Consider the following 21,615-nt stretch of genomic DNA (forward strand, 5'->3'; position numbering starts at 1 on the left):
CATGGAACACTTTCCCCTTCCGCCTAGCTTCGATCGGCTGACGGCCTTGCGCTCAAAGTACGTCACGACCTCGCGTGACCAGAAGGTCAGCACCATCATCGACACCATCCTGACAAACCGCGAAATCGCCCATCGCATCTCTCAGCCGCTTTCGCGCGTGGGCATGATCGTCACTGCCGGCTCCGGGGCCGGCAAAACAACCACACTGATCCGGGGAATTCAACGCCATCCAGCTCTTCAACCAACAAGCGACGACGACTTGCCGGCCGTTTGCTTCAAGGTCGAAAGCCCTGTCACATTGAAAGCCCTCGCCCTGCAGATGCTCCGCCAGCTCGGCTACCCCGTCAACGGAAAGGGTACCCGCGCGAACTATTGGGAGGACGTCCGCCAGCATCTGATGCTTCGGAATACAAAGCTGATCTGGCTGGACGAAAGCCAGGATGTCTTTGCTGGACGCAATGCCCGCGACGCCGGCGAAGTGCTCAGCACACTGAAGGGGCTCATGAGCGGACCCGATTGGCCCGTAGCCCTCGTTCTGTCGGGTGTTCCGGATCTGCTCGATCAATGCGCTCACGATCGACAACTCCTGCGAAGGACCTTTCCGGTGGCGCTGGAACCGATATCCGCCGCCGCCGATGGCGAGGCGCTTCGGAGCATCATCGCCGAGTATTGTGCCGTTGCCGGTGTCAGCCACACCCTGCCCGATGACTTGGTCGCCCGTCTGATCCACGCTACGGGCGGGATGCTCGGGACCTCTCTCGAACTGATCGTGGATGCGCTGCAAGACTTGCTTCTAGCGAACGGCCATGTCCTGACCATCGATAACTTCGTGCGCGCCTACCAGCAGCACAACGACCGCCCGACGCCGCTCAACATCTTTCTCGTGGCTGGTTGGCAGTCGATCAGCACCAACGCAACCCAAACCAGTGCGGCGGCCACGCCGGCTGCTGCCAGTCTCAAAAGCGATGCAAAGCGGAGAAAATCGATCGATCGGAGCCAAGGACCATGGTGAAACTGGCTCTGACTGTGCCCTCGATAACCCATGAAACGCCCTTGTCGCTGGCGTTTCGACTGGCGTCCCGCAACGCCCGTGCTTCAGCACGAAGATTCTGCTCTGACATGGCGCTGTCTTTCGAAAAGCTGTTTGACGGTGACGTCGAGCTTACGGCCTCGCTCGCAGAGTTGGCGGGGATTGTCGAAGAGGAGCTGGCGTCCTCATCTATTCGCCGCGTCGGCGTGAAGATGTACATGTTGGGCCACGAGCCTCTGCATCCGAGCATCTTGCGCCGAGAAGCGGTTCGGGTGTGTCCCGCCTGCGTCCTTCACGATCGTCTCATGACAAATTTGCCGCCGGGCGCTTCCATGGCCGGCCGCGTGGCTTGGCAGCTGCGTCCCGCCCGCACCTGTATCGAGCACCATTTGCCCCTACTGACCTTTCCAATAAACGGAACGAATGACCATCACGACTTCGGCTTTTGGCTCGACAGAGTGCCGGTGCGCGATTTGCTCCGGGCGGCCCAAACAGAATGCCGCTCGCCGAGTGGGTTGGAGGAATACCTTGATCGGCGCCTCTTTCACGCGGCACGAACGGGATCCTGGCTGGACGATATCCCCATCGGCGCCCTCTCCCGGTGCTGTGAAATCGTGGGAGCCATGATCGATCATGGCCGTGATGTTCGTCTCGACTCGCTCGGCGAGGACGCCCTGCACAAAGCTGGTGGCGTGGGGTTCGCCATCTTGGTAACCGGCCCGCGTCACCTACGCGATTTCCTGGCTACGCTCCAAGAACGGTCGGGTCTTGCCGGCCCCGCTGGCGCACAGCAAATGTTTGGGGCGCTGTATAAGTGGCTGGCGTTTTCGGCATCCGGCTCTGACGCCGATGCCATACGTCAGGTCGTGCGGACCCACATTGTCGAAACCCTGCCTGTCGGCCCCAAAGACAATGTCCTCGGCTTGCCCGTCGAGAAACGGGTGATCCATTCAGTGTCAACGGCGGCCGCCGAGTACGGCCTCCACATCAAGACACTTCGAAACAACCTGGTTTCCGCAGGTATTGTCACCGCCGACGAAACCGTGGTGCACGCGCAAGCAGTGTTCAAAGCCGACGAGAACGAATCCCTGCTCGATCGCCTGCGGCGAGGCATGCCAGCGATCGCCCTGCGCAAGTACATGCACATCGATCGAGTGCCACTGACCATCATTACGACCAACCGGATCCTGTCGCCAATAGTGTCCGGCAACAATGTCGAACAACTGTTCGACTCAAGGGATGCGGATCAAATACTGGCCGATCTGGGCCGTGGTGCAGTGAGCGTGGTCGAGCCTGCCGGAAACCAAGTCAGCGTCTCTATGGCTACCCGGCGCGCGAACTGCTCCCTCCTTGAAACACTTAGGCTGATGCTGGCTGGCGAACTCACCTGGGTAGGCCTTCTCGATCGCGAGGAAGGGTATCGCGCCTTGCTAATCGATCACCAAGAACTTCGTCAAAAGGTGGCCTTGCCGCCGTTAGAAGGCTTGATCCCGAGCGCAATCATCAGGAAACTTGGCATCAGGGGGGATGCCGTTCAGAAAATAATTTCATCGGGGCACTTGAGTACCCTTGCCGGGATCAATCCGACGAAGCGCTGTCCTCAGCGCGTCGTGCCGTTCGAGGCGTTTGACAGGTTTAACGCCACCTATATTTCGTTGCGGGATGTCGCCCGCCAGATGAACCAGGCCTCGGCGCGAAAGGCGCTGGCGCTCCTCGCCAACGACGACATCTTTCCGGTACGCGAGTTTCAGAGTTATGGCGCCTACTTGTTTTTGAGATCCAGCCTGAAATAGCTCACGCTCGGCGGCCATTTTCGAACCCAGCCGAGAGGCTGGGTTTTCTGTCTCTGCGAAAATGTGGAGAAAACCCGAAGGCGCTGCTTTGTCCGCACCGCTGGCAGCCTTATGGTCGAGGACAGGCAGACTAGGCGATATCGGACGGTTTTCAAGCCCCGGATTCCGGGCTTTTTAGCGTGCCTCAGTGGCAGTTCTATCCTCGGCGTCACAACGGCGGCGGCGCGTAGATGTGAACGTGCGGCAAGGTGAGTACCCTCAATGGCAACGCAGCTTGATCTGATCCCGCTGACTATTGTCGAATACCAACCCTTTCCCGGTAAACCGGGAAAGGGTAGAGCCGTTTCTGATACTGGCGTGGCTTACTTCGTCAAGTCAGACAACGACATTCACTGTTGTGCAACCGAATGGGTAAGCAATCACGTCGCTGAGGCGTTGAATTTGCCCGTCACTCAGACAAAAGTTCTGCAGTTTCCTGATGGCAAGCTGGTGGTTGGCAGCGAACTGATGACCAACAGGCTTCCGGATTATCAGGTAGGCGCCCTCCTTTTGCGTGGAGAGCGACCAAATGATCTATATCTGCCCGCACTGAACGAGCTGCTGTCGCAAATTTACGCCCTCGACTTGGCATTGGGCAATCACGATCGGCATGAGGAAAACTATTTGGTGTCTATCGAAACGTCGGACGACGGTCGGCGAACGGGCAATCTTCGTCCCTTTGACTTTGAGTCCGCTGACATATTAAGGCGCACCGAAATACGCCTGCCAATGAACCCGACGTCAAACACAATGCGCAAGTCGAAAGTTATCCTCGATATCCACGGTTTCAGCGCAGGCCCTGCTGACCAATTGCTGACTCGCTTTCGCCAGGGTCGTGAGTTTATTATGGATGGCGCAATCCGCGGCTTGCCCAAGGAATGGCTACCGGTTAGCCAACGAGACGCCTTCATGGCGCGAGTCGCTTCGAAGCAATTCGGAGACGAGATCCTCAAACTTCAGCAGGGACTTAAAGATGGGACGTATCGCTGAATACGCCATTTTGCGTTTCGTCCCAGAGGCACATCGCGGTGAGCTAATAAACGTTGGCTTGGTTGTGTTTCGGGATTCTCGATTGGACGTCCGGCTTTTCTTGCACGCCGCGGTTTTCAAGGCCATTGGGGTAAGTCCGACTTCCTTGGATTGGGTTTCGGCTTATCTAAGAGAGATAGATGATCCTAGCGCTGAGCCTAACCAGCGCTGGGAACGGCTATCGAAAATCCCCAGTATTGTCCTATCCGAACCTGGCTGGCTTATGGCCGACTCTGACGAGCAATACGAGATACGCATCCAGCGGATACGAGAAGATTACATCGATCGACCGAAGTTGCCAATGAAGCGGAAGAAATCATCAAGTCTCGTCCGTGAGCTGCGGACAGTTTTTCGCGAATACCATGTCATGGGTAAAGATACGAGCGATTTACTCGATCATAAGGTGGTGCCAAATGTGCCAGTTGGTCCATCAGGTAAATTGCAAATTGACTTTGTGGTAAAAAATGGAATCTATCACGCGACTGAAACGGCAGATTTTCGATCTGCGCATGACGTAGGCACAGCCGAACTAAAAGAGGCGGCGCTAGCTGCTATCACCTTACAATGCGCACGAGAGCAGTTGGGCCATTATGGTGTCCAGTGTTACTTCGTATATTCGGCATCGGTGATTATAGAGACTGCAATTAATCCTGCGCTTCAAATCGCCGAACGCTCAGTCGATAGGATGTTCAACATCGAAAGTGGGGATCAACGCAGGGATTATTTCGATCTCATGCTCTCTGCGACGGGCTCGCCTTCTTTATTCAATTCCAATTAGATAACGGGTTAAGCGCCAGCAACTAAAAGCCCTCATGGTGAGGTGCGAGCGCTTGCGAGCCTCGAACCACGAGGGCGGGCGCGTTGAACTGTGAGAGCCACCAAAAAATCTTGCCACGACCTCGTGGTTCGAGGGTCGCTGCGCTCCCGCCTCACCATGAGGACTGCTGTGGGGTTCATCCCTCAATCATTCAGACCGGCGGAGCGAACGCTTCTGGGCACCCATGCCCTCGGTCCCGCACTTCCGATCTCCTGGAAAGCGAAAGCACTCCCCAAGCCCTCATGGTGAGGTGCGAGCGCTTGCGAGCCTCGAACCACGAGGGCGAGCACACCGAACTGTGGGAGCCACCAAAAATCTTGCCACGTCCTCGTGGTTCGAGGGTCGCTGCGCTCCCGCCTCACCATGAGGACTACTGCGCAAATGAGGACTACTGGGCCTCCTAGTGAGGCCTACTGAACCTAATCAGGACTGGGCCGAGTTGGATTGCTCAGGGAACGATTGGTTTGCGCTTTGGCCGGCTAGCAAGCTCAGGCAGGGCCTCATAGTCATAGGCGATCAGCGCCTCCTTCTTGCGGCGTGACCATTTCTTGATCTGCTGCTCGCGTTCGATCGCGTCGACGATCCGCTCATAGGTCTCGACGAACACCAGTTTGACCGGGGTGCGCGTCGCGGTGTAGCCGCGCACAAGCCGCTGGTTGTGTTCCCACTCGCGCGCCTCGGGTTCCTTGCGGGTCAGGCCGACATAGTAGGAGCCATCGGCGCAAAGCAGGATGTAGACGCTGACTTCCATGATCTGCTCCGCGATAGTGGCATCCTGATGGGCCAGGGTGGGGTTGGCAAGATGGTGCCACGCCCTCGTGGTTCGAGGCTCGCGAGGGCTCGCGCCTCACCATGGGGGCCGATGTGAGATGGTCGCGCGCTGGTTGCTCGGACGGGCCGATCGCGATGCGCGTCACTCCTCGCCCGCTGCCCGCAATTGCCATGTCAGCGTCGCTCGTCGTACCCATTTCCGACGTTTGATCTTCGAAGGAGCGACGCCATGGACAGTTTCACCGGCGGATGCCTCTGCGGCGACGTCCGCATCGCGGCGACGGGCCGCCCGTACCGGGTTGGCCTGTGTCACTGTCTCGATTGCCGCAAGCATCATGGGGCGCTGTTTCATGCGTCGGCGATTTTCCCGCAGGATGCGGTGACGATCACGGGCGAAACTCGCGACTATGAGGGGCGATTTTTCTGTCCGCGCTGCGGCTCGTCGGTTTTTTCGCGCAGCGCCGACGAAATCGAGGTGAACCTGGGCTCGCTGGATGAACCTAACCAGTTCATGCCCACCTATGAACTCTGGACCGTGCGTCGCGAGGCCTGGTTGCCGCCGTTTCCGCTTGCGCATCACTATGAGCGGAACCGTGACGGCACGGGGCGTTTTGAGGACTAGGTCACCGTTTGGCCCAGCACAACGACTGAGGCGTTACCGCCCTTCCAGCCAGCCACAATCTCTCCCCACCCACCGCCTTCCCGCGGGCTTGACCCGCCGGCCTCTCGCCACACCGCCGCCGTCATGTGGCCGCCCGCAATGACCCGCGGGTCAAGCCCGCGGGAAGTCCGGTGGTGGGGGAACTCGTGGTGATCAACCGCAGTCTTACCCCTTTTATCCCCATCCCAAGTTCCTCCCTCATAATCGCCCTCGATATCTCCACAATGGCTGCGGGCTCGCGACGAACGGCCGTGGAGAGTTTGGTGGGAGGGGAACGCGGTCGCGCGATCCCTGGGCCAGCGCGACGTTCGTTTTCCCAAATTAAGGGAAGGCCACGTTCGGGCGGCCAGAAAACCCATCGCATGCGGCGAGATATGTCTCGCTTATCTAAAAAACCATGAGGCACGTCTCGCCGCATGCCGCAGTCTTCCAACCGTCGGCACCAGCCGGGCGGCGCTTTGGCGTGGCCGCCGTGGACCCCGCCAAAAATGTTACTCCCGCGCTGTCGATTTCCCCGTCTACCGTTCGTCTATAGTGTGCAAACACGTTGAGGAGCGGGCAAAATGGAAAACCGGTACGGCTGGGTTATCGTGGCGGCGGGGGCGCTGATCACCTGCGTGGCGATGGGGGCGATGTTCGCCCTGCCCGTCTATCTGCAACCCATGTCGGACGATACCGGCTGGGGCCATGCGGGCATTTCGCTGGCGATGACCTTCGCGTTCATCGTCATGGGCGTGGCCGGCTTCGGCTGGGGCGCGGTGACCGACCGGATCGGGCCGCGGCCCGTGGTGCTGATCGGCTCGGTCATGCTCGGCGTCGGGCTGTTCGTCGCCAGCCGCGCGCCGAACTTGCTGGTGTTCCAGATTGCCTATGGCGGGTTGTGCGGCGCCTCGGTGGGCGCGTTTTTCGCCCCGATCATGGCCACCACCCTGGCCTGGTTCGACAAGCACCGCAGCCTCGCCGTCTCGCTGGTGTCGATCGGCGGCGGCGTCGCCCCGATGGTGGTCACGCCGCTCGCCAGCGTGCTGATCTCCGCCTATGGCTGGCGCAGCGCCATGCTGATCGTCGCCATCGGCGTCTGGGCCATTCTGATCCCCGCCACCTTCCTGATCCGCCGCGCACCGATCGCAATGGCGGCGCCCGTTCCCGCTCCGGCTGTCGTTTCCGGCGGCCCTGCCCCACGCTCCGTGCTGTCGACGACCTTGCGCTCGCCCCAGTTCATCGTCCTCGCGGCAGTGTTCTGCCTGTGCTGCGCCGCCCATTCGGGGCCGATTTTCCACACCGTCAGCTATGCCATGCTGTGCGGTGCCTCGTCGCTGGCCGCCGCGAGCATCTACAGCGTCGAAGGCGTTGCGGGGCTGTTCGGCCGGCTGCTGTTCGGGCTCGCGGGCGATCGGCTAGGCGTCAAACGCGTCATCATCGCCGGGCTCCTGCTGCAGGCGGCGGGCATTTACACTTACATCTATGTCAGCGAACTGAGCCATTTCTACATGCTGGCCAGCGTACTCGGCATGGCCTATGGCGGCGTCATGCCACTCTATGCGGTGCTGGCACGCGACTATTTCAAGCCCCAGGTCATGGGCACGGTGCTGGGCGGCATCACCATGATGTCGAGTATCGGCATGGCCATCGGCCCAATCGGCGGCGGCTGGATTTTCGATACGTTTGGCGATTACCACTGGCTCTATATCGCCTCCGCAGCCATCGGGCTGGGTGCCGCTGCCGTGGCGCTGACCTTCCCAAAGCCCTCGGCGCCGACCGAGCCGGAGGGCCAACTGGTACCGGCATGATCAAATCCGCTCAGCCATGCGCAAGACTTGCGCATGGCAAGTAGACTCGGCCCCACGGTCATGCTTGATGAGGCAAACCACTGGAGTCCGCCATGAAACGTCTTGCCAGCGCCCTGCTCGCCGCCTCAGCCCTCATCGCCTGTGCTGCGCCCGCATTCGCGCAGGCCGATCCGGTCGAAAGTTATTGCGCCACGCTGGGCGAAGCCGATCATTTTGCTTCGGACGGCTATCCACTGGACAATGCCGCAGCCATCATCCGGCAGGATCGCGCCAATTTTCACCAGTTCGGCGTCCGCGATCCGAGCGACGAAAACGACTCGATCTTTGGCCGCAAGGCCAATCGCGCGCGCCTTGAGCAGATGCTGCGCAACGGCGATATCTCGCGCAGTGCCGAGCGCGCCATCGTCCGCGGCACGCCCGATATCTGCGTCGATGTCTATGACGACTTCATCAACGTGACCCTGCTCTAGATACGACGGCAAGTCGCAGAGACGCCCGGCTGGCGGTGAGCTGCCAGCCTCAAGGAAAGGTTGTCCTAAGCCGCTCGATGGGCTAAGGCACCGCGTCTCACGCACTGCACGAACAGGAACGAACGCATAATGAAGCAGCCCAAGGAAGCCGGTTTCGCCGAACGCCGGAACAATTCCCTCGAGGCCAAGAAGCTGTTGCTGGAAAAATTCAAGGCGGCGCCCAAGCTCGACGACCCCGAAGTGGCCGCAAAGCGCGCCGAGCGCGAAGCGCTGGCTGCTGCTCGTGAGGCCCGTCGCGCCGAGCGTGATCGCGCCAATGCCGAAGCCAAGGCCGCCAAGATCCTGGCCGATGCCGCCGATCGTGAAGCCAAGGCCGCCGAAGCCGAGGCCCAGAAGATCGCCGAAGAGCTGCGCCTGAACATGAGCGAAGAAGAGCGCAAGGCCGAACGCGATCGCCGCTACGCCGCCCGCAAGGCCCGCAAGCGCTAATAAGCAAGCAGGAGGTCGCCTTGGACAATGCCACTGCCGACCGCCTGCGCAACCTGCTCGATGGCGACCCCCGTATCACCGAAAAGAAGATGTTCGGCGGCATCACCTTCCTGATGAATGGCCACATGCTGATCTCGGCCAAGAAGAATGGCCAGATCATGGTCCATGTCGGCGAGGACGATAATGACGAGGCCCTGTCGCGTCCCGGCGCCAGCCAGATGGTGCATGGCGACAAGATCATGCGCGGCTTCATCTGGGTCGATGCCGACGAGACCGAGGACGACGACACCCTGCGCGGCTGGATCGCGCTGGCGGAAAAATACGTGCGCACGCAGAAGCCGAAGTAGAACGCGCTTGACCCGGCCCCTGGGGCTGCCCCGATAAGGCTGACGATCAACCAGCATCGAGGTGAGTCGTGAGCTCTTCTAATCAGTTCCTGAACCCCGCCACCGCCGCGCAGCAGCTTGGCGTTTCCGCCAAGGCCCTGCGGCTTTACGAACAGCGCGGCCTTGTCACCCCCAGCCGCACGGCTGCGGGATATCGGGCCTATGGCCCCGACGAGATGGCCCGCGCCAGCGAAATCGTGGCCCTCCGTGCGCTCGGCCTCAGCCTCGCCCAGGTGGCCCGCGTGCTGGCCGGCGATCCGCAAGGCCTCGAGCCGGCGTTGGCGATGCATCAGGCGGCACTCGAAAGCCGCATCCGCGATCTGGCCGGAACCGCCGAAAGCGTCCGGCAGCTGCGCGCCGATCTCGCCCAAGGCAAGTCCCCTGCCGCTGGAGAGCTGGCGCGCCTATTGGCCCCGGAGAGCGAACTTGCCGTTGCCTTCGATCTGCCTTGGCCGTGGGGCGGCGAACGCTTCGAGCTGCGCGATATCCGGCCGCTGAACTACATTATCGGCCCCTTGGGTAGCGGCAAGACGCGGCTGGCCATGGCGCTGGCTGAGGCCCTGCCCGGTGCCGCTTTCCTGGGTCTCGATCGGCTGGAGCATGGCGGCGCGACGGCACGGGCGCAATTGCACGCTGATCCTGCCCTCAAGACCCGAGTCGATCAAAGCCTGGCCTGGCTGGTGGACGATGGTGCCACGCGCTCGGATGCCTTGATCGCCCTGCTGGCCGGCTTGGAATCCGAAAATGCCACTGTCGTAGTGGTCGATACTGTGGAGCAGGGCTTGGATCACGCCACCCAGGAAGCGCTGATCACCCACTTGCGCAATCGCGCGTCGACCAGTCGGCCGCTGTTCCTGATGACGCGATCCAGTGCGATCCTGGATTTGCCTGCGATAAGCGCCGACGAGGCGGTTATCCTCTGCCCCGCCAATCACAGCCCGCCGACCCGCGTCGCACCCTATCCCGGCGCGCCCGGCTATGAGGCGGTCGCCACGTGCCTCGCTACTCCCGAAGTGCGTGCTCGCACTGAGGGCGTCATTGCATGGCGGCCACCACAGGTCGCTTGATAGTCGCAGTCAACGCCATTCGGACAATTGGCGCCAGATAGACCATTCCCGCCGCGCATCGTCGACCGCGCGGTGAGCTACCGGGAGCGCGTTGGCCCGCTCGCGCGCCGCGGCGATGCGCTCCGTCACAAGCTTCGCCCCGGCATGCTGGCTCGCTGTAGCAACGAACGCCTCCTCGGTATCCTTGAGCCGCAACAGATGGCGCGGCCGGCCTGCGGCGCGCAACAGCATGCTGAGCCAATGGCCGTCCCAGGATGGGGCGCTGGCGTAGACCACATTGCCCGCGAACACCTGGACCAGCCGGGCGCAGACCACATCATGCTCCTCGCCGTCCTGCTCCAATTGCTCGCGCGAAATGCCATGCACGGCCTGGGCCGTATCGTCCCAATCTGTCCAGTTGGGCGCCGGCCGGATCAAATGCCCTTCTTCCGTACCGTCCTCCAAGACCCAGCCGACCTCGATCGGATAGCTCTGCTTGTTCAGCGATGAGGCTTCGAAATCGAGGAAGACGTGCATGGTCACACCTTAGCGCTCACCAAACGCGCCGACTACCCGATCAGCGCTTGACCGGCCGCGACAGCGTGCTCTGTACCGCCTCGTGCCAGCCTGCCAGCTTCTTCTGTCGCGTCTGGTCTGACATTGCGGGCCAATACTGCCGCCCGATTTCCCGCCGGCTGGCAAAGCCCTCGGCGTCGGGCCAAACCCCGGCCTTCCAACCCGCAAGCCAGGCTGCACCACGCGCCGTGATTTCCAGATCGATCGGCCGGTCGACCCCGACCTCGACCACATCGGCGATGAACTGCATGGTCCAGTCCGATGCCACCATGCCGCCGTCGACCCGCAACACGATGTCCTTGGCGCCACTCCAATCCTTGCGCATGGCGTCCACCAAGTCGCGCGTCTGGTAACCAACCGCCTCCAGGGCCGCCCGGACCAGTTCTGGCCTTCGTGTCCCGCGTGTCAGCCCATAGATCGCGCCGCGGGCATCATTGTCCCACCAGGGCGCGCCCAGCCCGCTGAAGGCCGGTACCAGATAGATGGGCTGTTCGGGGTCGGAGGCAATCGCCATGGCATCGCTTTGGCTGGATTGCTCAATAATCCCCAGATCGTCCCGCAGCCATTGCACGGCGCCGCCAACGATAAAGATCACACCCTCCAAAGCATAGGTTGTGCGGCCGTTGAGCCGATAGGCGATAGTGGACAGCATCCGGCTTTTTGAGCGCACCAGATCGGTTCCGGTATTGAGCAAGGCAAAGCAGGAAGTTCCATAGGTAGACTTCATCATGCCCGGCAAGAAGCACGCCTGCCCGATCAGCGAGGCCTGCTGGTCGCCAATCACGCCATGGATCGGAATGGCCGCGCCCAGCACGCCCGGATCGGTGCTGCCATAGTCGTCGGCGCTATCCTTGACGGTCGGCAGGATATTGGCGGGTATCTCGAAGAGATCCAGCAGATCGGCGTCCCACTGATTGGTCTCGATATTGAAGAGCGCAGTCCGACTGGCATTGGTCGCGTCGGTCGCATGCACCCTGCCCCCGGTCAACCGGTAGATCAGAAAACTGTCGACGGTGCCGAAGGCCAACTCACCGTTCTGGGCCCGCTCGCGTGCGCCTTCGACATTGTCGAGTATCCATTGGGCTTTTGGCCCTGAGAAATATGGATCGAGGAGCAGGCCAGTCCTACGCGCAAGCATTTCTTCTTTGCCGGACTCACGCAATTTTTCACAGGCGGCTGCGGTGCGACGATCCTGCCAAACGATGGCGTTGTAGATAGCCTTGCCGGTCGCGCGGTCCCAGATTACCGTGGTTTCGCGCTGGTTGGTGATGCCGATCGCCGCAATATCCTTGGCGGTGATCCCCGCCTTGCGCAGCGCCGTTTTGCATGCCCACAGGCAGGTAGCCCAGATTTCCTCGGGAATATGCTCGACCCAGCCGGGCGCGGGATAGTGTTGGGTGAACTCCATCTTGCCGAGGCCGACGATGGCCTGATCGGTGTCGAAAACGATGGCTCGACTCGAAGTCGTGCCCTGGTCGATGACCAGAATATAGGGTCCCATCGGCGCTGCCCCGTCTTCGATTTGACATTGCACTATTGTTTACTGGCATCACTACCAAAGAATCGTAGTAATGACCGCAAAATGGCATCTGCGGCAATGACTTGGCTCTCGTCGTCGCGCAAATGCAATGCTATCACTCCCCTGCATCCAGAAGACCCAGCGTTAAATGGCCAAATCCGAACGGCGGTTGGTCCCGATCGTCTCAATTGACGTGGTTGGATTCTCCCGTCTTGTGCAGCACAGCGAATTGCAGACCGTGCGCCTGGTGCGGCGGCTCTACGAGCATTTCGCCGTCGGCCGGATCGAGGCCATGGGCGGCAAAGTGTTTAAGACGATGGGCGATGGCCTCCTGGCCGAGTTCAACAGTGTCATCGCCGCGGTCGATTGGGTCGCCGCGGTCCAGAAGGAATTGAACAGCCGCCAGGTGCAGGCGCCGGGCGGGGAAATCCTGCAGGTGCGCGCCGGCATCGTGATGGCCGATGTGCTGGTGCATGGCGACGATCTGTTCGGCAATGGCGTCAACCTGGCGGTCCGGGTCCAGGGCGTGTCCCCGCCCGGCGGCATGGCCGTGACCAAGTGGATGTATGAATACCTGATCGGCCAGTCCGACCTGCAGTTCAGCGATATGGGCCCCACCATCCTCAAGAATATTCCCAAGACGGTGCGCATTTTCGTCTGGCACCCGCAGGGTACGAAGGCGGCCGAAGCCGCGGCCCCGGTGGCGATTCCGTTGCCGGCCTCCAAGCGTCCATCCTTGGTCGTCATGCCGTTCGACAATATGTCCGGCGAGGCCGACCAGGGCTATTTTGCCGATGCAGTGGTTGAGGAAATCACCGCAACTCTTGCACGGATCAAGGACTTCTTCGTCATCGCCCGCAATTCGGCCTTTGCCTATAAGGGCCGTTCAGTGGATGTGCGCCAAGTCGGGCGAGAGCTGGGCGTCCGCTATGTGGTCGAAGGCAGCGTCCGCCGGGTTGGGGAGCGCGTGCGCATCACCGCGCAGTTGGTCGAGACCGAGACCGGCAACCACATCTGGTCCGATAAGGTCGATGGCACGGTGCACGAACTGTTCGATCTGCAGGACACCATGGCCGCGCTGGTGGCCAGCGCCATCTCGCCCTCGATCCGTCAGGCCGAGATTGACCTGGCCCGCTCCAAGCGCCCCGATACCCTGGCGGCCTATGACCTGGTGATGCGCGCCATGCCGCACCTGTGGTCGCACCTGCCGCATGAGAACCGCGAGGCGATCACCTTGCTCGATCAGGCGCTGGCGCTGGAGCCGAGCTATGGTCTCGCGGCAGCGCTGGCCGCCTGGGCCCATGGCCAGCAGGTGGCCTATAACTGGACCAGCGATATCGCCGCCGAACGCCTTGAGGCCAAGCGGCTGATCGAGCTGGCGGCAACCACCGTCGCCGGCGATCCCACCGCGATGACGGCCCTCGCCTCGGCGATGATGCAGACCGGCGGTGACGTCGCCCAGGCCACGGCTCTGGCCGACCGGGCGCTGGCGCTCGACCCCAACCATGCCTGGGCCTGGATGCGCCGTGGCTTCGGCCAGGTTTATCTGGGTAATCCCGAGGACGGGCTGACCGCCTTCGAGCGGTCGGCACGGTTGAGCCCGCTCGATCCGTTCTCGTTCAACATGTATCTGGGGATGGCCCTGGCCCATTTTGGCGCCGGACGGCCGCAGCAAAGCGTCGCCTTCGCGCAAAGGGCCCTGGCTGAGCGCCCTGGACTGATCTGGCCCTATCGGGACCTCGCCACTTATTATGCCAATTGGGGTGAGACTGCCGCAGCGCGCGATGCACTGGAAAAATTCCGCGACGGCCGTACCAATCTGACGCTAGCCTCGGTCAGCGATAGCCTGCGCTTCATGCACCCGGCGCTGCTCAGCCGCTATATCGGCGGGCTGAAACTGGCTGGGCTGGAGTAGACCTTTCTACCGATCCGTGAATGCCAGCTTGGCGCCGAGCAGCACGAAGGCGCCCGCGAAGCTGCGCCGCAGCCACTTCATGATCGAGGGGCGCGAGGTGACGTGATCCCGCACGGCAGCGGCGAACAACCCATAGATGACGAACACCATGAACGTCGCCAGCATGAATACGACGCTCAATTCCAGCATTTGCGGCAGCGCATTGGAGGCGTTGGCCGGTACGAATTGCGGCAGGAAGGCAAAGAAGAAGATCGACAGCTTGGGATTGAGAATATTGATCAGAATGCCCGAGACGATGACCTGAAACGCCGAACGCGGCGCCGCGTCCGTGTTGACGCTCAGTGCGCCTGTTTCGCGCAGTGTGTTCCAGGCCATATAGAGCAGATAGGCGACGCCGAGATATTTGATGATGTCGAAGGCCAGCGCGCTGGTGTGCAACACCGCGGCCAAGCCAGTGATAGCGGCTGCCATATGAGGCAGCGTTCCCAGTGTGCAGCCCAATGCGGCAACGAAACTGGCCTTGGCGCCGCGCGACAGGCCGGCCGCCAACACATAAAGCACACCGGTGCCTGGCGAGGCGACGACGATCAGTGTCGTCAGCAGGAATTCAATGCTCATCTGGCCCTCGGCGCTGCTTGCCGGACGAGCCTATGCGGCCGTCTGGAGCGCCGCAAGTGGAACCGGCTATTCTCGCCAGCAGGTGGGCCAATACAGGTCGTCGGCGAAGTCCGCGGGGATTGGCGATAGCTTGCAGATGGCGCGCGAGGCGAAGGTGATCTGCAGTTCGAGATATTTGACATCTGGCGGCATAGGATGGCCCGTGACGAATTCGCGAACCCGCCATTCGTTGACCTTGCCCTCGCGCATCCGCCGCGCGGCCTCAGCCTCTACATCTTCCGGCCGGACCGGCTCGGTGCCGTCCCGCCCCTGGGTATAAAATAGCCCGCCTTCGATAACCGACAACCGCACCTGACAACCCCGAGCATTCGGCGCGGGCTTCTGTCCGCAGCCTATGACTTAAAACTGTCATAAACTGGTTACGCATTTGCAAAGGCTAAATTCACGGCTTCGGCATCGGAGGCCTATTTGCGGCGCGAGCGGCGCCACAGAGTCCATTTGCGGGTGCCACGCAGGATGGCGGAATTGACCGGCCCCTGCAGGAACGCAAAATCCAGCGCCAGCAGCAGCAGGCCGAGCGGCAGCATCCATATGCCGAGGACCGGCAGGAAGCTAAATATGCCGCCCAGGATCAGCAGCAGCCCAAGGGGAATGCGGATCAACCGCGCCTGCGGCCGGCGCAGCCAGGACAGCGCGCCCGAAGCAGCGTTGGGGATGCGGCGTTCGATACGATCGAACTGGCGGTGCAGGCGGGCGTGGCTCTTGGGCGGCATGAATATTGTCCCCTGGTGACGCGGTAGTCCTCTTTAAGTGGGAAGCGATGCCGGCATATCCAATAGCGCTGCACCAAATCGCCGCAGGAACCATTGCCCCCAAAGCGGAGTTTATCCCGAAACATCAAAGCGGAGCGTCATCATGGCCACGGCAGCAAAACGAGCTATCAAGCGGATCGAAGATAGCGGTGACGACATCGGCGAGAGTCTGGCCGCGCAGATCGCATCGCTGCGCGAGGAGATTGCCTCGATTTCCGACAGCGTCAGAAAATACGGCAACGGCCATTTCAAAGATGCACAGCACAGCTTGAGTGATGTGCAACACAACGCCGTGGCGGTCGTCGACCAGGTTCGCCATCAGGGCGCAGTTGCGGCCCGCCAGATCTCGCGGCAAGCCAATGTCGCCGGCAAGGCGGTGCAGGAAAATCCGATTCCGGTGATCGTTGCATTGGGCACGATAGCGCTGATTTCGGCCCTGATCTTCACGGCAAACGACCGTTAGTTTCTTAAAGGTTTAATTAACCTTCCGGGTCAGACCTTCCTTAAGCCTGTTGGGTCATCTTCGATTAGGCACGCCACGCGCGTGCGTGATCTAGGATGGCCTTTATGCTTGACCTGTCGAAAACTCTTCTGCGCGGTGCTGCGGTCGCCGTGGCGATCACCAGCCTGGGCGGCTGCAGTTTTTTTGGCATGAATTTCGGCATGGCGCAGCTCAGTCCGAAAGAATGCCTGATGCGGGCAATGTACTTCGAATCCAACCGTTCCAGCGCCGAGGGCATGCTGGCGGTCGGCACCGTGGTGATGAACCGCGTCAACGACCAGCGCTACCCACACAGCATTTGCGGCGTAGTGGGCCAGCCCAACCAGTTCGCCTCGGGCGTACTATCCAAGAAAATGACCGATAGCGGCGCGGTACTGGCGTCGCAGGTTGCCGACCAGGTCATGCGCGGCGAGCGCCATCCCGGCGTGCAGAATGCCATGCATTTCCACACCGCCGGCATGCGTTTCCCCTATAACAACATGCACTACGTGCTGATGGCGGGCGGCAACGAGTTCTACGAAAAATACTGATTATTTGACCTGGATGAGCGCGCGGCTGACGAAAAAGCCGTGGCCGTCTTCGCGGGCGCAGGTCAGGCCGCGCCGCTCGGACAGGCACTGGAACGGCCCCAATTCGACAGTTTTGCCATATTGAATGGTCTGCTCAATGGAGCAGCAGCTTGCATCGCCCACATCGTTGATGCGGTACGCGGCGCCGGCGTCACCCAAAATCGTGCGCACATAGCTGGGCTCGACCCGGTCGCACTGGATTTCAGCGCCGCCGTTGGCGGTCTCGTAAACCGGCGTGCCGCCTGCAGGTATGTAGACACAACCGATATTGCCCGAGGGCGCATTGAACTCGACCTGGCCGTACTGGCCGACATCGAGTTGCTGGAACTGGCCGGCCTGCGCCGGAACGCCCAACACAATGGCGATGCTGGCGATCGCAGCGATGATCAGCGCGGTCTTGACGGCACTACGATGTTGGCGGCGGACGATGATCATGGCCAAAGCCCCTCATTGGCGTTGCGTTGAGGGATATTCGGCCAGATCGGCTGAACCGGTGCTGGTGCGCCGGTTCAGCTGGCGTTTATCTTCAGAAGTCGCCGCCCACGTCGAAGTCGTCACCGCCGCCGGAGTCGAAATCGTCGTTCTGCTGGTCGTCGGCAGCGGGTTCGTCGGCTGGCTGGTCTGCCGGCTGATCGGCGTTGTATTCGCCCGCATTGGCTTGCCCGGACAGCATGCCGGCAATGGCTGAGCCGAGCAGCACGCCGGTGGTCACGCCCAAAGCTGTCTGTGCAGCTCCCGCGAGGAAGCCACCACCGCCGCCGCCACGCTGGCGATTGTCATAGCCTTCGTCGCGATCGCCCCAGGGGCCACGGGCAGTCCGCGCCGGCTGCTGGTTTCGTTGCGGTTCGTTGTCGCCGCCGCCGAACAGGCCACCGAGAAAGCCGCCAGCGGGCCTGCGGTCCGCGTCGGCTTCGAGCTCGGCTATCCGCCGCTCGGCCAGTTGCAGGGCATGCTCCTGCACCAGGATGGTTTGGGCCATGTAGTAAGGCGCAGCCGACGCCTGCTGCAGGCGCTGGCGGATTAATGCCTCCGCGTCGGCATCGCGCGGTCCGCTCTTGGCGACGACGGTCTCGATGCGGTCGAACAGGCCTTCAATGGCGTCGCGGTCTTCAGGTTTCAGCACGGTCCCACTCCTTCGGGGTTGAACAGATGTGAAATGGGATGGCAGGCCAGACGTTGCAATGCCCGAGGCTATTTCGTGCCGAGGCGCAGAACAAAGCCGATGACCACGGCGATGGATTCGTAAAGCTCGATCGGGATGGTGTCGTCGATTTCGACGCCGCTCAGCGCTTCGGCCAGCGAGGAATTGGACTCGATGACGACGCCGTTCTCCTCCGCCAGGGCCACAATCCGCTCGGCGACAAGACCCCTGCCCTTGGCCGTCACGCGCGGCGCCTCGCGACTGCCCTTCTGATACTGCAGCGCAACAGCCAGTGCGCGCTCCTTGGGCGTATCGCTCATGTCAGGGAATCCACGAAATGGCCTGTTGCCGTCGGAGCCTGCACCGGCTCGTCGGCGCGGACGGTGATGATGCCAGGCCGCAGCCCGGCGGCTGCCAGCGACAGGTTCAGTTCGGGCACAGCCTGTTCCAGCCGCGCCGCGGTGACACCATTAGTGGCCCAGAGACGCACCGAGGTGACGCCGCCGCGCAAGCCGACCTGGGCGCCGACCTCGCCCAGCTTGGGCAGGTCCATGGCGAAATGGATCTGCCAGCCGCGCTCGGATGTCGCTTGCTCGGGCCCAGCCGCATCGCGGTGAATCTGCAATTGCATCACGGTCTGGTAGGTGCCGATCAGCACCGGAATATCGGTCGACCAATCGGCTTGGGCGCCAGCCGTGATGGTTTCAGGCAGCGACGCATGCTGATGCAGCCGCAGCCGCGCCAGCGAGCCCTCGGCCCGGCCCAACATGACCTTGCCGACCTCGATGGGCGTTTCGGGGATATCGATCGGGCCGGTATTGGCCGACCTTGCCCTTGGCAAGGCACCGCGCACCGGTGGCGGCAGTGGCCCGGGCGGTACAACGGGAGTCGCCGTTTGTCCCAACCAGGTCACCAGCGTACCGCGCAGGGTCAACAGCGCGGTTTTGAGGTCGCCCTTGGCCAGTTGCGGCGCGCCCTGCGCTAGCACGGCCTCCTGGAAAATGCCCGAACTGGCGATCGCCCTCTGCATGGCCGCGCCGTCCAGCGCCGGTCCGAGCGGGAGGCCGGCCGCCAGGACTTGTTGAGCCGCCTGCAATACCGGCGGCGGCAGCGCCACCTTGCCCACCACGGCGGCCAGGACGGTATTGAGGTTGCCGACACTATCCTGTCGCTGCACTGCGCTCTGCACCATCTGCGTCAAGGCCGCTTGAGCCGAGCCGGTCGGCGGCAGAGCGGGCGTCGGGAGCGGTGCTGAGGGTTGAGCCTGCGGAGCTGCCACTTGCGCCACCGGACCGCCCGAAGGCTGCGGGGCGGCTGCGCCGGGCGCTTGCGGTGGGGCGCCCGCATTCACCGGTGGTTGAGGCGATGGAGCCGCCGGATTTGCCGAAGCCTGCGGGACAGTGCTCTGCGCCTGAGGCTGCGGCAAGAGCACCAGTCTTTGCTGCGCCCCGCTGCCCTCGACCAGGAGCGGCAAGGTCGTGCCCGGCGGCAAGGGCGTCGGCAATGCAACCTCGATGGTCTGCCGCCCGATCTGCACCTGCGTCATGCCGTTTGGCGCCGGACCCAGCACGCGGGCTTCGACCTGCTGGCCGGGCTGCAGCGCCAGCGTCTGCAACGCCCCAGGACGCGTAGGAACCGGCACCGGCGGTAATGGCGGAGCGGAATTGGCGTTCGGCGGCAAATTAGGTATGGCCGTTTGCTGCGGGGCCGGAATGCTTGGCTGACTGACGGTGACCACACTTGCCTGTGTCGGTGGCGACATGGTCGGCGTTGGCGACGGTTGTGGCAACAGCACCAGCTTTTGCTGTGCGCCGCTACCCTGCGCTTGCAGGTTCAGCGCCGATCCGGCCGCCAGCAGCACCGGCAGGGTCAGGTTGAGAATCTGCTTGCCGATCTGCACTTGGGTCGTGCCATTCGGCCCGGCGCCAAGCACCGTGCCTTCCAGCACCTGCCCGGCCTGCAAGACAAGCGTCTGCAATGCTGTTGAGCGGATGGGGGTCGGAAGCTGCGTGGGAATCGCCATCGATTGCCTGCCCATGCCGCACCATGCGGCCGGACAAGCTTAGCTTATCGGAGGTTACTGAACAGTCCCGATCAATCGGGCCGGATGTCGGTGTAGTCCTTGGTGGCCGGCTTGCCGCGGAAGGTGACCCAGAAGAAGTTGAGCGTATAGGTGCCCGCGGTCTTGAACACACCCTCTTTTTCCAGCCGGCGGCCCGAGGTCATCATCTTGAACGCGAAGGTCCATTTGACCGCACCCACCTTGGACAGACGAACCGCCACGTCGGTGTCTTCGCCGAAGAACTGGATGGAGCGGTCATAGCCGCCAACAGCGGCCCAGGAGGCGCGCTTGAACACGAAATTGCCGCCCTGCACCACCGAGCCGACGCGCAGGATGAAGCGGTTGAGGATATAGATCAGGTAAGTCAGGCCGTAAAAGGCGTTCACCAGGAACCGGCTCCAGGTGCTCATGTCGTAATAGACATAGGGGCCGCTGAGGCAGACCAGCTTGGGGTCGCGGTCGAACTCGCGGAAGCAGGTATCCAGCCAGCCGGGCGGCACGATGGTGTCGCTGTCGATATTGGCGACCAGCTCGGCGCCTTCGGAGGCGGCAAAGCCGGCGTCACGGGCATTGACCAGGCCTTTTTTTGGCTCGTCGACCACGCGAACGCTAGGGAAGCTGCGCGCGATCTCGCCGGTGCGGTCGGTCGAGGCATTATTGACCACGATGATCTGGGCATCGGCCTTGCTGCGCGCGATTTCGGCTATCACCGATTCCAGGCACTTGCCGATCAGGGCTTCCTCGTTATAGGCGGGAATGACGAATGCCAGTTTCATGCTTGCCTCTATTGGCGCCCCAAACCATGGGCTTGCGCCGTGTGCCAATAGCTTGTGTGACAGTCTTGAGCAACCGGATGGCATGCTTTTCTGTTGCACTCGGGCACAGGTGCGGCCACCCTTGGGCCGCGACCAGGGAGTACGACAATGCCCGACGAGCTGCCCGAAGACTCCAAACTGACCCGCACCAAGCAGCGCTGGGCCGAGCAAGGCCGCTTCATCACCGGCCGTACCAGCCGGCCCGGGGAAGATCGGCTGCCACCAGGTCAGCACCTGGTCAAGAACTGGCCGGTGCTCGATTTGGGCATTGAGCCCGCCATCGCGCTATCGAGTTGGCGGCTGGATATCGGCGGCGAAGTGGACACGCCCATGGCTCTCAACTGGGACGCGTTTATCGCGTTGCCTCAGGTCGAGCACACATCGGATATCCACTGCGTGACCTCGTGGTCCCGCTACGACAATCGCTGGAATGGCGTGTCGACACAGGAACTCGCCGCCCATGCGGGAATCCGCCCAGAGGCGCAATTCGCCATCCTGACCAGCCACGACGGCTACACTACCAATCTCGCTTTGGCCGATTTCCTCGCCGAGGATGCCTTGCTGGCTCACAGTTGGGAAGGCGCGCCGCTGACCGCCGAGCATGGTGGTCCTATGCGCCTCGTGGTGCCGCACCTCTATTTCTGGAAAAGCCCGAAATGGCTGCGGCGGATCGAGTTCGCAACCGCCGATCATCCGGGGTTCTGGGAAGTCCGCGGCTATCATAATCACGGTGATCCGTGGCGCGAGCAGCGCTATTCCTGAGCC

General features: G+C 62.0%; 24 protein-coding genes and 1 pseudogene. 14 read left to right on the forward strand and 11 right to left on the reverse strand.

The window, feature by feature from the left end; all coding sequences use genetic code 11:
• The first annotated feature begins 1 nt into the window (after position 1).
• From JWR51_RS11560 to JWR51_RS11575, 4 genes are all read left to right on the forward strand, one after another.
• Positions 2-1,012 carry an ATP-binding protein gene (locus tag JWR51_RS11560; protein WP_299747520.1) on the forward strand — a complete coding sequence of 337 codons (1,011 nt, stop codon included), beginning with the start codon at positions 2-4 and terminating at the stop codon, positions 1,010-1,012.
• Positions 1,006-2,823 (forward strand): TniQ family protein, encoded by a 1,818-nt coding sequence (locus tag JWR51_RS11565; protein WP_299747522.1) that lies wholly within the window; start codon positions 1,006-1,008, stop codon positions 2,821-2,823. Before JWR51_RS11560 ends, JWR51_RS11565 begins: the two co-directional genes overlap by 7 nt.
• Before the next feature lie 261 nt (positions 2,824-3,084).
• Positions 3,085-3,852, forward strand: a complete 768-nt coding sequence (locus JWR51_RS11570) for a hypothetical protein (RefSeq protein WP_299747524.1) — start codon at positions 3,085-3,087, stop codon at positions 3,850-3,852.
• Positions 3,836-4,669 (forward strand): DUF3037 domain-containing protein, encoded by an 834-nt coding sequence (locus JWR51_RS11575; protein WP_299747526.1) that lies wholly within the window; start codon positions 3,836-3,838, stop codon positions 4,667-4,669. Before JWR51_RS11570 ends, JWR51_RS11575 begins: the two co-directional genes overlap by 17 nt.
• Before the next feature lie 487 nt (positions 4,670-5,156).
• On the opposite strand, the gene JWR51_RS11580 is transcribed toward JWR51_RS11575, so the two are convergent.
• Positions 5,157-5,459 carry a GIY-YIG nuclease family protein gene (locus JWR51_RS11580; protein ID WP_299747528.1) on the reverse strand — a complete coding sequence of 101 codons (303 nt, stop codon included), beginning with the start codon at positions 5,457-5,459 and terminating at the stop codon, positions 5,157-5,159.
• A gap of 249 nt (positions 5,460-5,708) precedes the next feature.
• Here JWR51_RS11580 and JWR51_RS11585 point away from each other — a divergent pair, with 249 nt between their 5' ends.
• The 6 genes from JWR51_RS11585 (at position 5,709) to JWR51_RS11610 (ending at position 10,342) form a co-directional block, all read left to right on the forward strand.
• Entirely contained in the window at positions 5,709-6,101 is a 393-nt protein-coding gene (locus tag JWR51_RS11585; RefSeq protein ID WP_299747529.1) for a GFA family protein, read from the forward strand.
• A 602-nt stretch (positions 6,102-6,703) separates the two neighbouring features.
• Positions 6,704-7,930, forward strand: a complete 1,227-nt coding sequence (locus JWR51_RS11590; protein WP_299747531.1) for an MFS transporter — start codon at positions 6,704-6,706, stop codon at positions 7,928-7,930.
• Between the two features lie 92 nt (positions 7,931-8,022).
• On the forward strand, positions 8,023-8,400 hold the full coding sequence (locus tag JWR51_RS11595) for a hypothetical protein (RefSeq protein ID WP_299747533.1): 378 nt from the start codon (positions 8,023-8,025) through the stop codon (positions 8,398-8,400).
• Between the two features lie 129 nt (positions 8,401-8,529).
• The gene (locus JWR51_RS11600) at positions 8,530-8,889 is read left to right on the forward strand and encodes a DUF6481 family protein (RefSeq protein WP_299722555.1); all 360 of its coding nucleotides are present in this window, start codon (positions 8,530-8,532) and stop codon (positions 8,887-8,889) included.
• 20 nt (positions 8,890-8,909) lie between these two features.
• Positions 8,910-9,236, forward strand: a complete 327-nt coding sequence (locus tag JWR51_RS11605) for a TfoX/Sxy family protein (protein WP_299747535.1) — start codon at positions 8,910-8,912, stop codon at positions 9,234-9,236.
• 68 nt (positions 9,237-9,304) lie between these two features.
• On the forward strand, positions 9,305-10,342 hold the full coding sequence (locus JWR51_RS11610; RefSeq protein WP_299747537.1) for a MerR family transcriptional regulator: 1,038 nt from the start codon (positions 9,305-9,307) through the stop codon (positions 10,340-10,342).
• A 9-nt stretch (positions 10,343-10,351) separates the two neighbouring features.
• Here JWR51_RS11610 and JWR51_RS11615 read toward each other — a convergent pair whose 3' ends face one another.
• Both JWR51_RS11615 and glpK read right to left on the reverse strand, forming a co-directional pair.
• A complete protein-coding gene (locus tag JWR51_RS11615; protein ID WP_299747539.1) occupies positions 10,352-10,858 on the reverse strand; it encodes an exonuclease domain-containing protein in 507 nt (168 codons plus the stop codon).
• Between the two features lie 40 nt (positions 10,859-10,898).
• Positions 10,899-12,398, reverse strand: a complete 1,500-nt coding sequence (gene glpK / locus JWR51_RS11620; protein ID WP_299747541.1) for a glycerol kinase GlpK — start codon at positions 12,396-12,398, stop codon at positions 10,899-10,901.
• Positions 12,399-12,564: 166 nt separating this feature from the next.
• On the opposite strand from glpK, the gene JWR51_RS11625 reads away from it, so the two are divergent.
• A complete protein-coding gene (locus JWR51_RS11625) occupies positions 12,565-14,331 on the forward strand; it encodes an adenylate/guanylate cyclase domain-containing protein (RefSeq protein WP_299747543.1) in 1,767 nt (588 codons plus the stop codon).
• A gap of 6 nt (positions 14,332-14,337) precedes the next feature.
• On the opposite strand, the gene JWR51_RS11630 is transcribed toward JWR51_RS11625, so the two are convergent.
• The 3 genes from JWR51_RS11630 to JWR51_RS11640 all read right to left on the reverse strand — a co-directional run bounded on the left by JWR51_RS11630 (position 14,338) and on the right by JWR51_RS11640 (position 15,722).
• On the reverse strand, positions 14,338-14,949 hold the full coding sequence (locus tag JWR51_RS11630) for a LysE family translocator (RefSeq protein ID WP_299747545.1): 612 nt from the start codon (positions 14,947-14,949) through the stop codon (positions 14,338-14,340).
• A 66-nt stretch (positions 14,950-15,015) separates the two neighbouring features.
• Complete coding sequence (locus JWR51_RS11635) at positions 15,016-15,300, reverse strand: hypothetical protein (protein WP_299747547.1); 285 nt, start codon at positions 15,298-15,300, stop codon at positions 15,016-15,018.
• A gap of 113 nt (positions 15,301-15,413) precedes the next feature.
• Positions 15,414-15,722: a hypothetical protein gene (locus JWR51_RS11640; protein WP_299747549.1), complete on the reverse strand. Its 309-nt coding sequence runs from the start codon at positions 15,720-15,722 to the stop codon at positions 15,414-15,416.
• Between the two features lie 142 nt (positions 15,723-15,864).
• Between JWR51_RS11640 and JWR51_RS11645 the strand changes: the two genes are divergently transcribed.
• The gene (locus tag JWR51_RS11645) at positions 15,865-16,224 is read left to right on the forward strand and encodes a hypothetical protein (protein WP_299747550.1); all 360 of its coding nucleotides are present in this window, start codon (positions 15,865-15,867) and stop codon (positions 16,222-16,224) included.
• 212 nt (positions 16,225-16,436) lie between these two features.
• Positions 16,437-16,787: pseudogene (locus tag JWR51_RS11650) on the forward strand (cell wall hydrolase); the annotation flags it as partial.
• 6 nt (positions 16,788-16,793) lie between these two features.
• On the opposite strand, the gene JWR51_RS11655 reads toward JWR51_RS11650, so the two are convergent.
• From JWR51_RS11655 to JWR51_RS11675, 5 genes are all read right to left on the reverse strand, one after another.
• Positions 16,794-17,267, reverse strand: a complete 474-nt coding sequence (locus JWR51_RS11655; RefSeq protein WP_299747554.1) for a hypothetical protein — start codon at positions 17,265-17,267, stop codon at positions 16,794-16,796.
• 91 nt (positions 17,268-17,358) lie between these two features.
• Positions 17,359-17,955, reverse strand: coding sequence for a DUF2076 family protein (locus JWR51_RS11660; RefSeq protein ID WP_299747556.1), 597 nt, complete (start codon positions 17,953-17,955; stop codon positions 17,359-17,361).
• Positions 17,956-18,023: 68 nt separating this feature from the next.
• Entirely contained in the window at positions 18,024-18,293 is a 270-nt protein-coding gene (locus tag JWR51_RS11665) for an EscU/YscU/HrcU family type III secretion system export apparatus switch protein (RefSeq protein WP_299747557.1), read from the reverse strand.
• Positions 18,290-19,996, reverse strand: a complete 1,707-nt coding sequence (locus tag JWR51_RS11670) for a flagellar hook-length control protein FliK (RefSeq protein WP_299747559.1) — start codon at positions 19,994-19,996, stop codon at positions 18,290-18,292. Before JWR51_RS11670 ends, JWR51_RS11665 begins: the two co-directional genes overlap by 4 nt.
• Positions 19,997-20,067: 71 nt before the next feature.
• Positions 20,068-20,811: a glycosyltransferase family 2 protein gene (locus tag JWR51_RS11675; RefSeq protein WP_299747561.1), complete on the reverse strand. Its 744-nt coding sequence runs from the start codon at positions 20,809-20,811 to the stop codon at positions 20,068-20,070.
• 147 nt (positions 20,812-20,958) lie between these two features.
• Here JWR51_RS11675 and JWR51_RS11680 point away from each other — a divergent pair, with 147 nt between their 5' ends.
• Positions 20,959-21,612 (forward strand): sulfite oxidase-like oxidoreductase, encoded by a 654-nt coding sequence (locus tag JWR51_RS11680; protein ID WP_299747562.1) that lies wholly within the window; start codon positions 20,959-20,961, stop codon positions 21,610-21,612.
• Positions 21,613-21,615: the final 3 nt, after the last annotated feature.

The sequence above is a fragment of the Devosia sp. genome, from assembly GCF_028290625.1.
Lineage (GTDB): Bacteria > Pseudomonadota > Alphaproteobacteria > Rhizobiales > Devosiaceae > Devosia.

Coding starts and splice junctions, on each gene's coding strand:
- JWR51_RS11600 (WP_299722555.1), top strand. CDS start 8,530: ATGAAGCAGCCCAAGGAAGCCGGTTTCGCCGAACGCCGGAACAATTCC.
- JWR51_RS11565 (WP_299747522.1), top strand. CDS start 1,006: ATGGTGAAACTGGCTCTGACTGTGCCCTCGATAACCCATGAAACGCCC.
- JWR51_RS11640 (WP_299747549.1), bottom strand. CDS start 15,722: ATGCCGCCCAAGAGCCACGCCCGCCTGCACCGCCAGTTCGATCGTATC.
- JWR51_RS11595 (WP_299747533.1), top strand. CDS start 8,023: ATGAAACGTCTTGCCAGCGCCCTGCTCGCCGCCTCAGCCCTCATCGCC.
- JWR51_RS11575 (WP_299747526.1), top strand. CDS start 3,836: ATGGGACGTATCGCTGAATACGCCATTTTGCGTTTCGTCCCAGAGGCA.
- JWR51_RS11560 (WP_299747520.1), top strand. CDS start 2: ATGGAACACTTTCCCCTTCCGCCTAGCTTCGATCGGCTGACGGCCTTG.
- JWR51_RS11615 (WP_299747539.1), bottom strand. CDS start 10,858: ATGCACGTCTTCCTCGATTTCGAAGCCTCATCGCTGAACAAGCAGAGC.
- JWR51_RS11665 (WP_299747557.1), bottom strand. CDS start 18,293: ATGAGCGATACGCCCAAGGAGCGCGCACTGGCTGTTGCGCTGCAGTAT.
- glpK (WP_299747541.1), bottom strand. CDS start 12,398: ATGGGACCCTATATTCTGGTCATCGACCAGGGCACGACTTCGAGTCGA.
- JWR51_RS11570 (WP_299747524.1), top strand. CDS start 3,085: ATGGCAACGCAGCTTGATCTGATCCCGCTGACTATTGTCGAATACCAA.
- JWR51_RS11680 (WP_299747562.1), top strand. CDS start 20,959: ATGCCCGACGAGCTGCCCGAAGACTCCAAACTGACCCGCACCAAGCAG.
- JWR51_RS11670 (WP_299747559.1), bottom strand. CDS start 19,996: ATGGCGATTCCCACGCAGCTTCCGACCCCCATCCGCTCAACAGCATTG.
- JWR51_RS11630 (WP_299747545.1), bottom strand. CDS start 14,949: ATGAGCATTGAATTCCTGCTGACGACACTGATCGTCGTCGCCTCGCCA.
- JWR51_RS11625 (WP_299747543.1), top strand. CDS start 12,565: ATGGCCAAATCCGAACGGCGGTTGGTCCCGATCGTCTCAATTGACGTG.
- JWR51_RS11645 (WP_299747550.1), top strand. CDS start 15,865: ATGGCCACGGCAGCAAAACGAGCTATCAAGCGGATCGAAGATAGCGGT.
- JWR51_RS11590 (WP_299747531.1), top strand. CDS start 6,704: ATGGAAAACCGGTACGGCTGGGTTATCGTGGCGGCGGGGGCGCTGATC.
- JWR51_RS11580 (WP_299747528.1), bottom strand. CDS start 5,459: ATGGAAGTCAGCGTCTACATCCTGCTTTGCGCCGATGGCTCCTACTAT.
- JWR51_RS11675 (WP_299747561.1), bottom strand. CDS start 20,811: ATGAAACTGGCATTCGTCATTCCCGCCTATAACGAGGAAGCCCTGATC.
- JWR51_RS11655 (WP_299747554.1), bottom strand. CDS start 17,267: ATGATCATCGTCCGCCGCCAACATCGTAGTGCCGTCAAGACCGCGCTG.
- JWR51_RS11585 (WP_299747529.1), top strand. CDS start 5,709: ATGGACAGTTTCACCGGCGGATGCCTCTGCGGCGACGTCCGCATCGCG.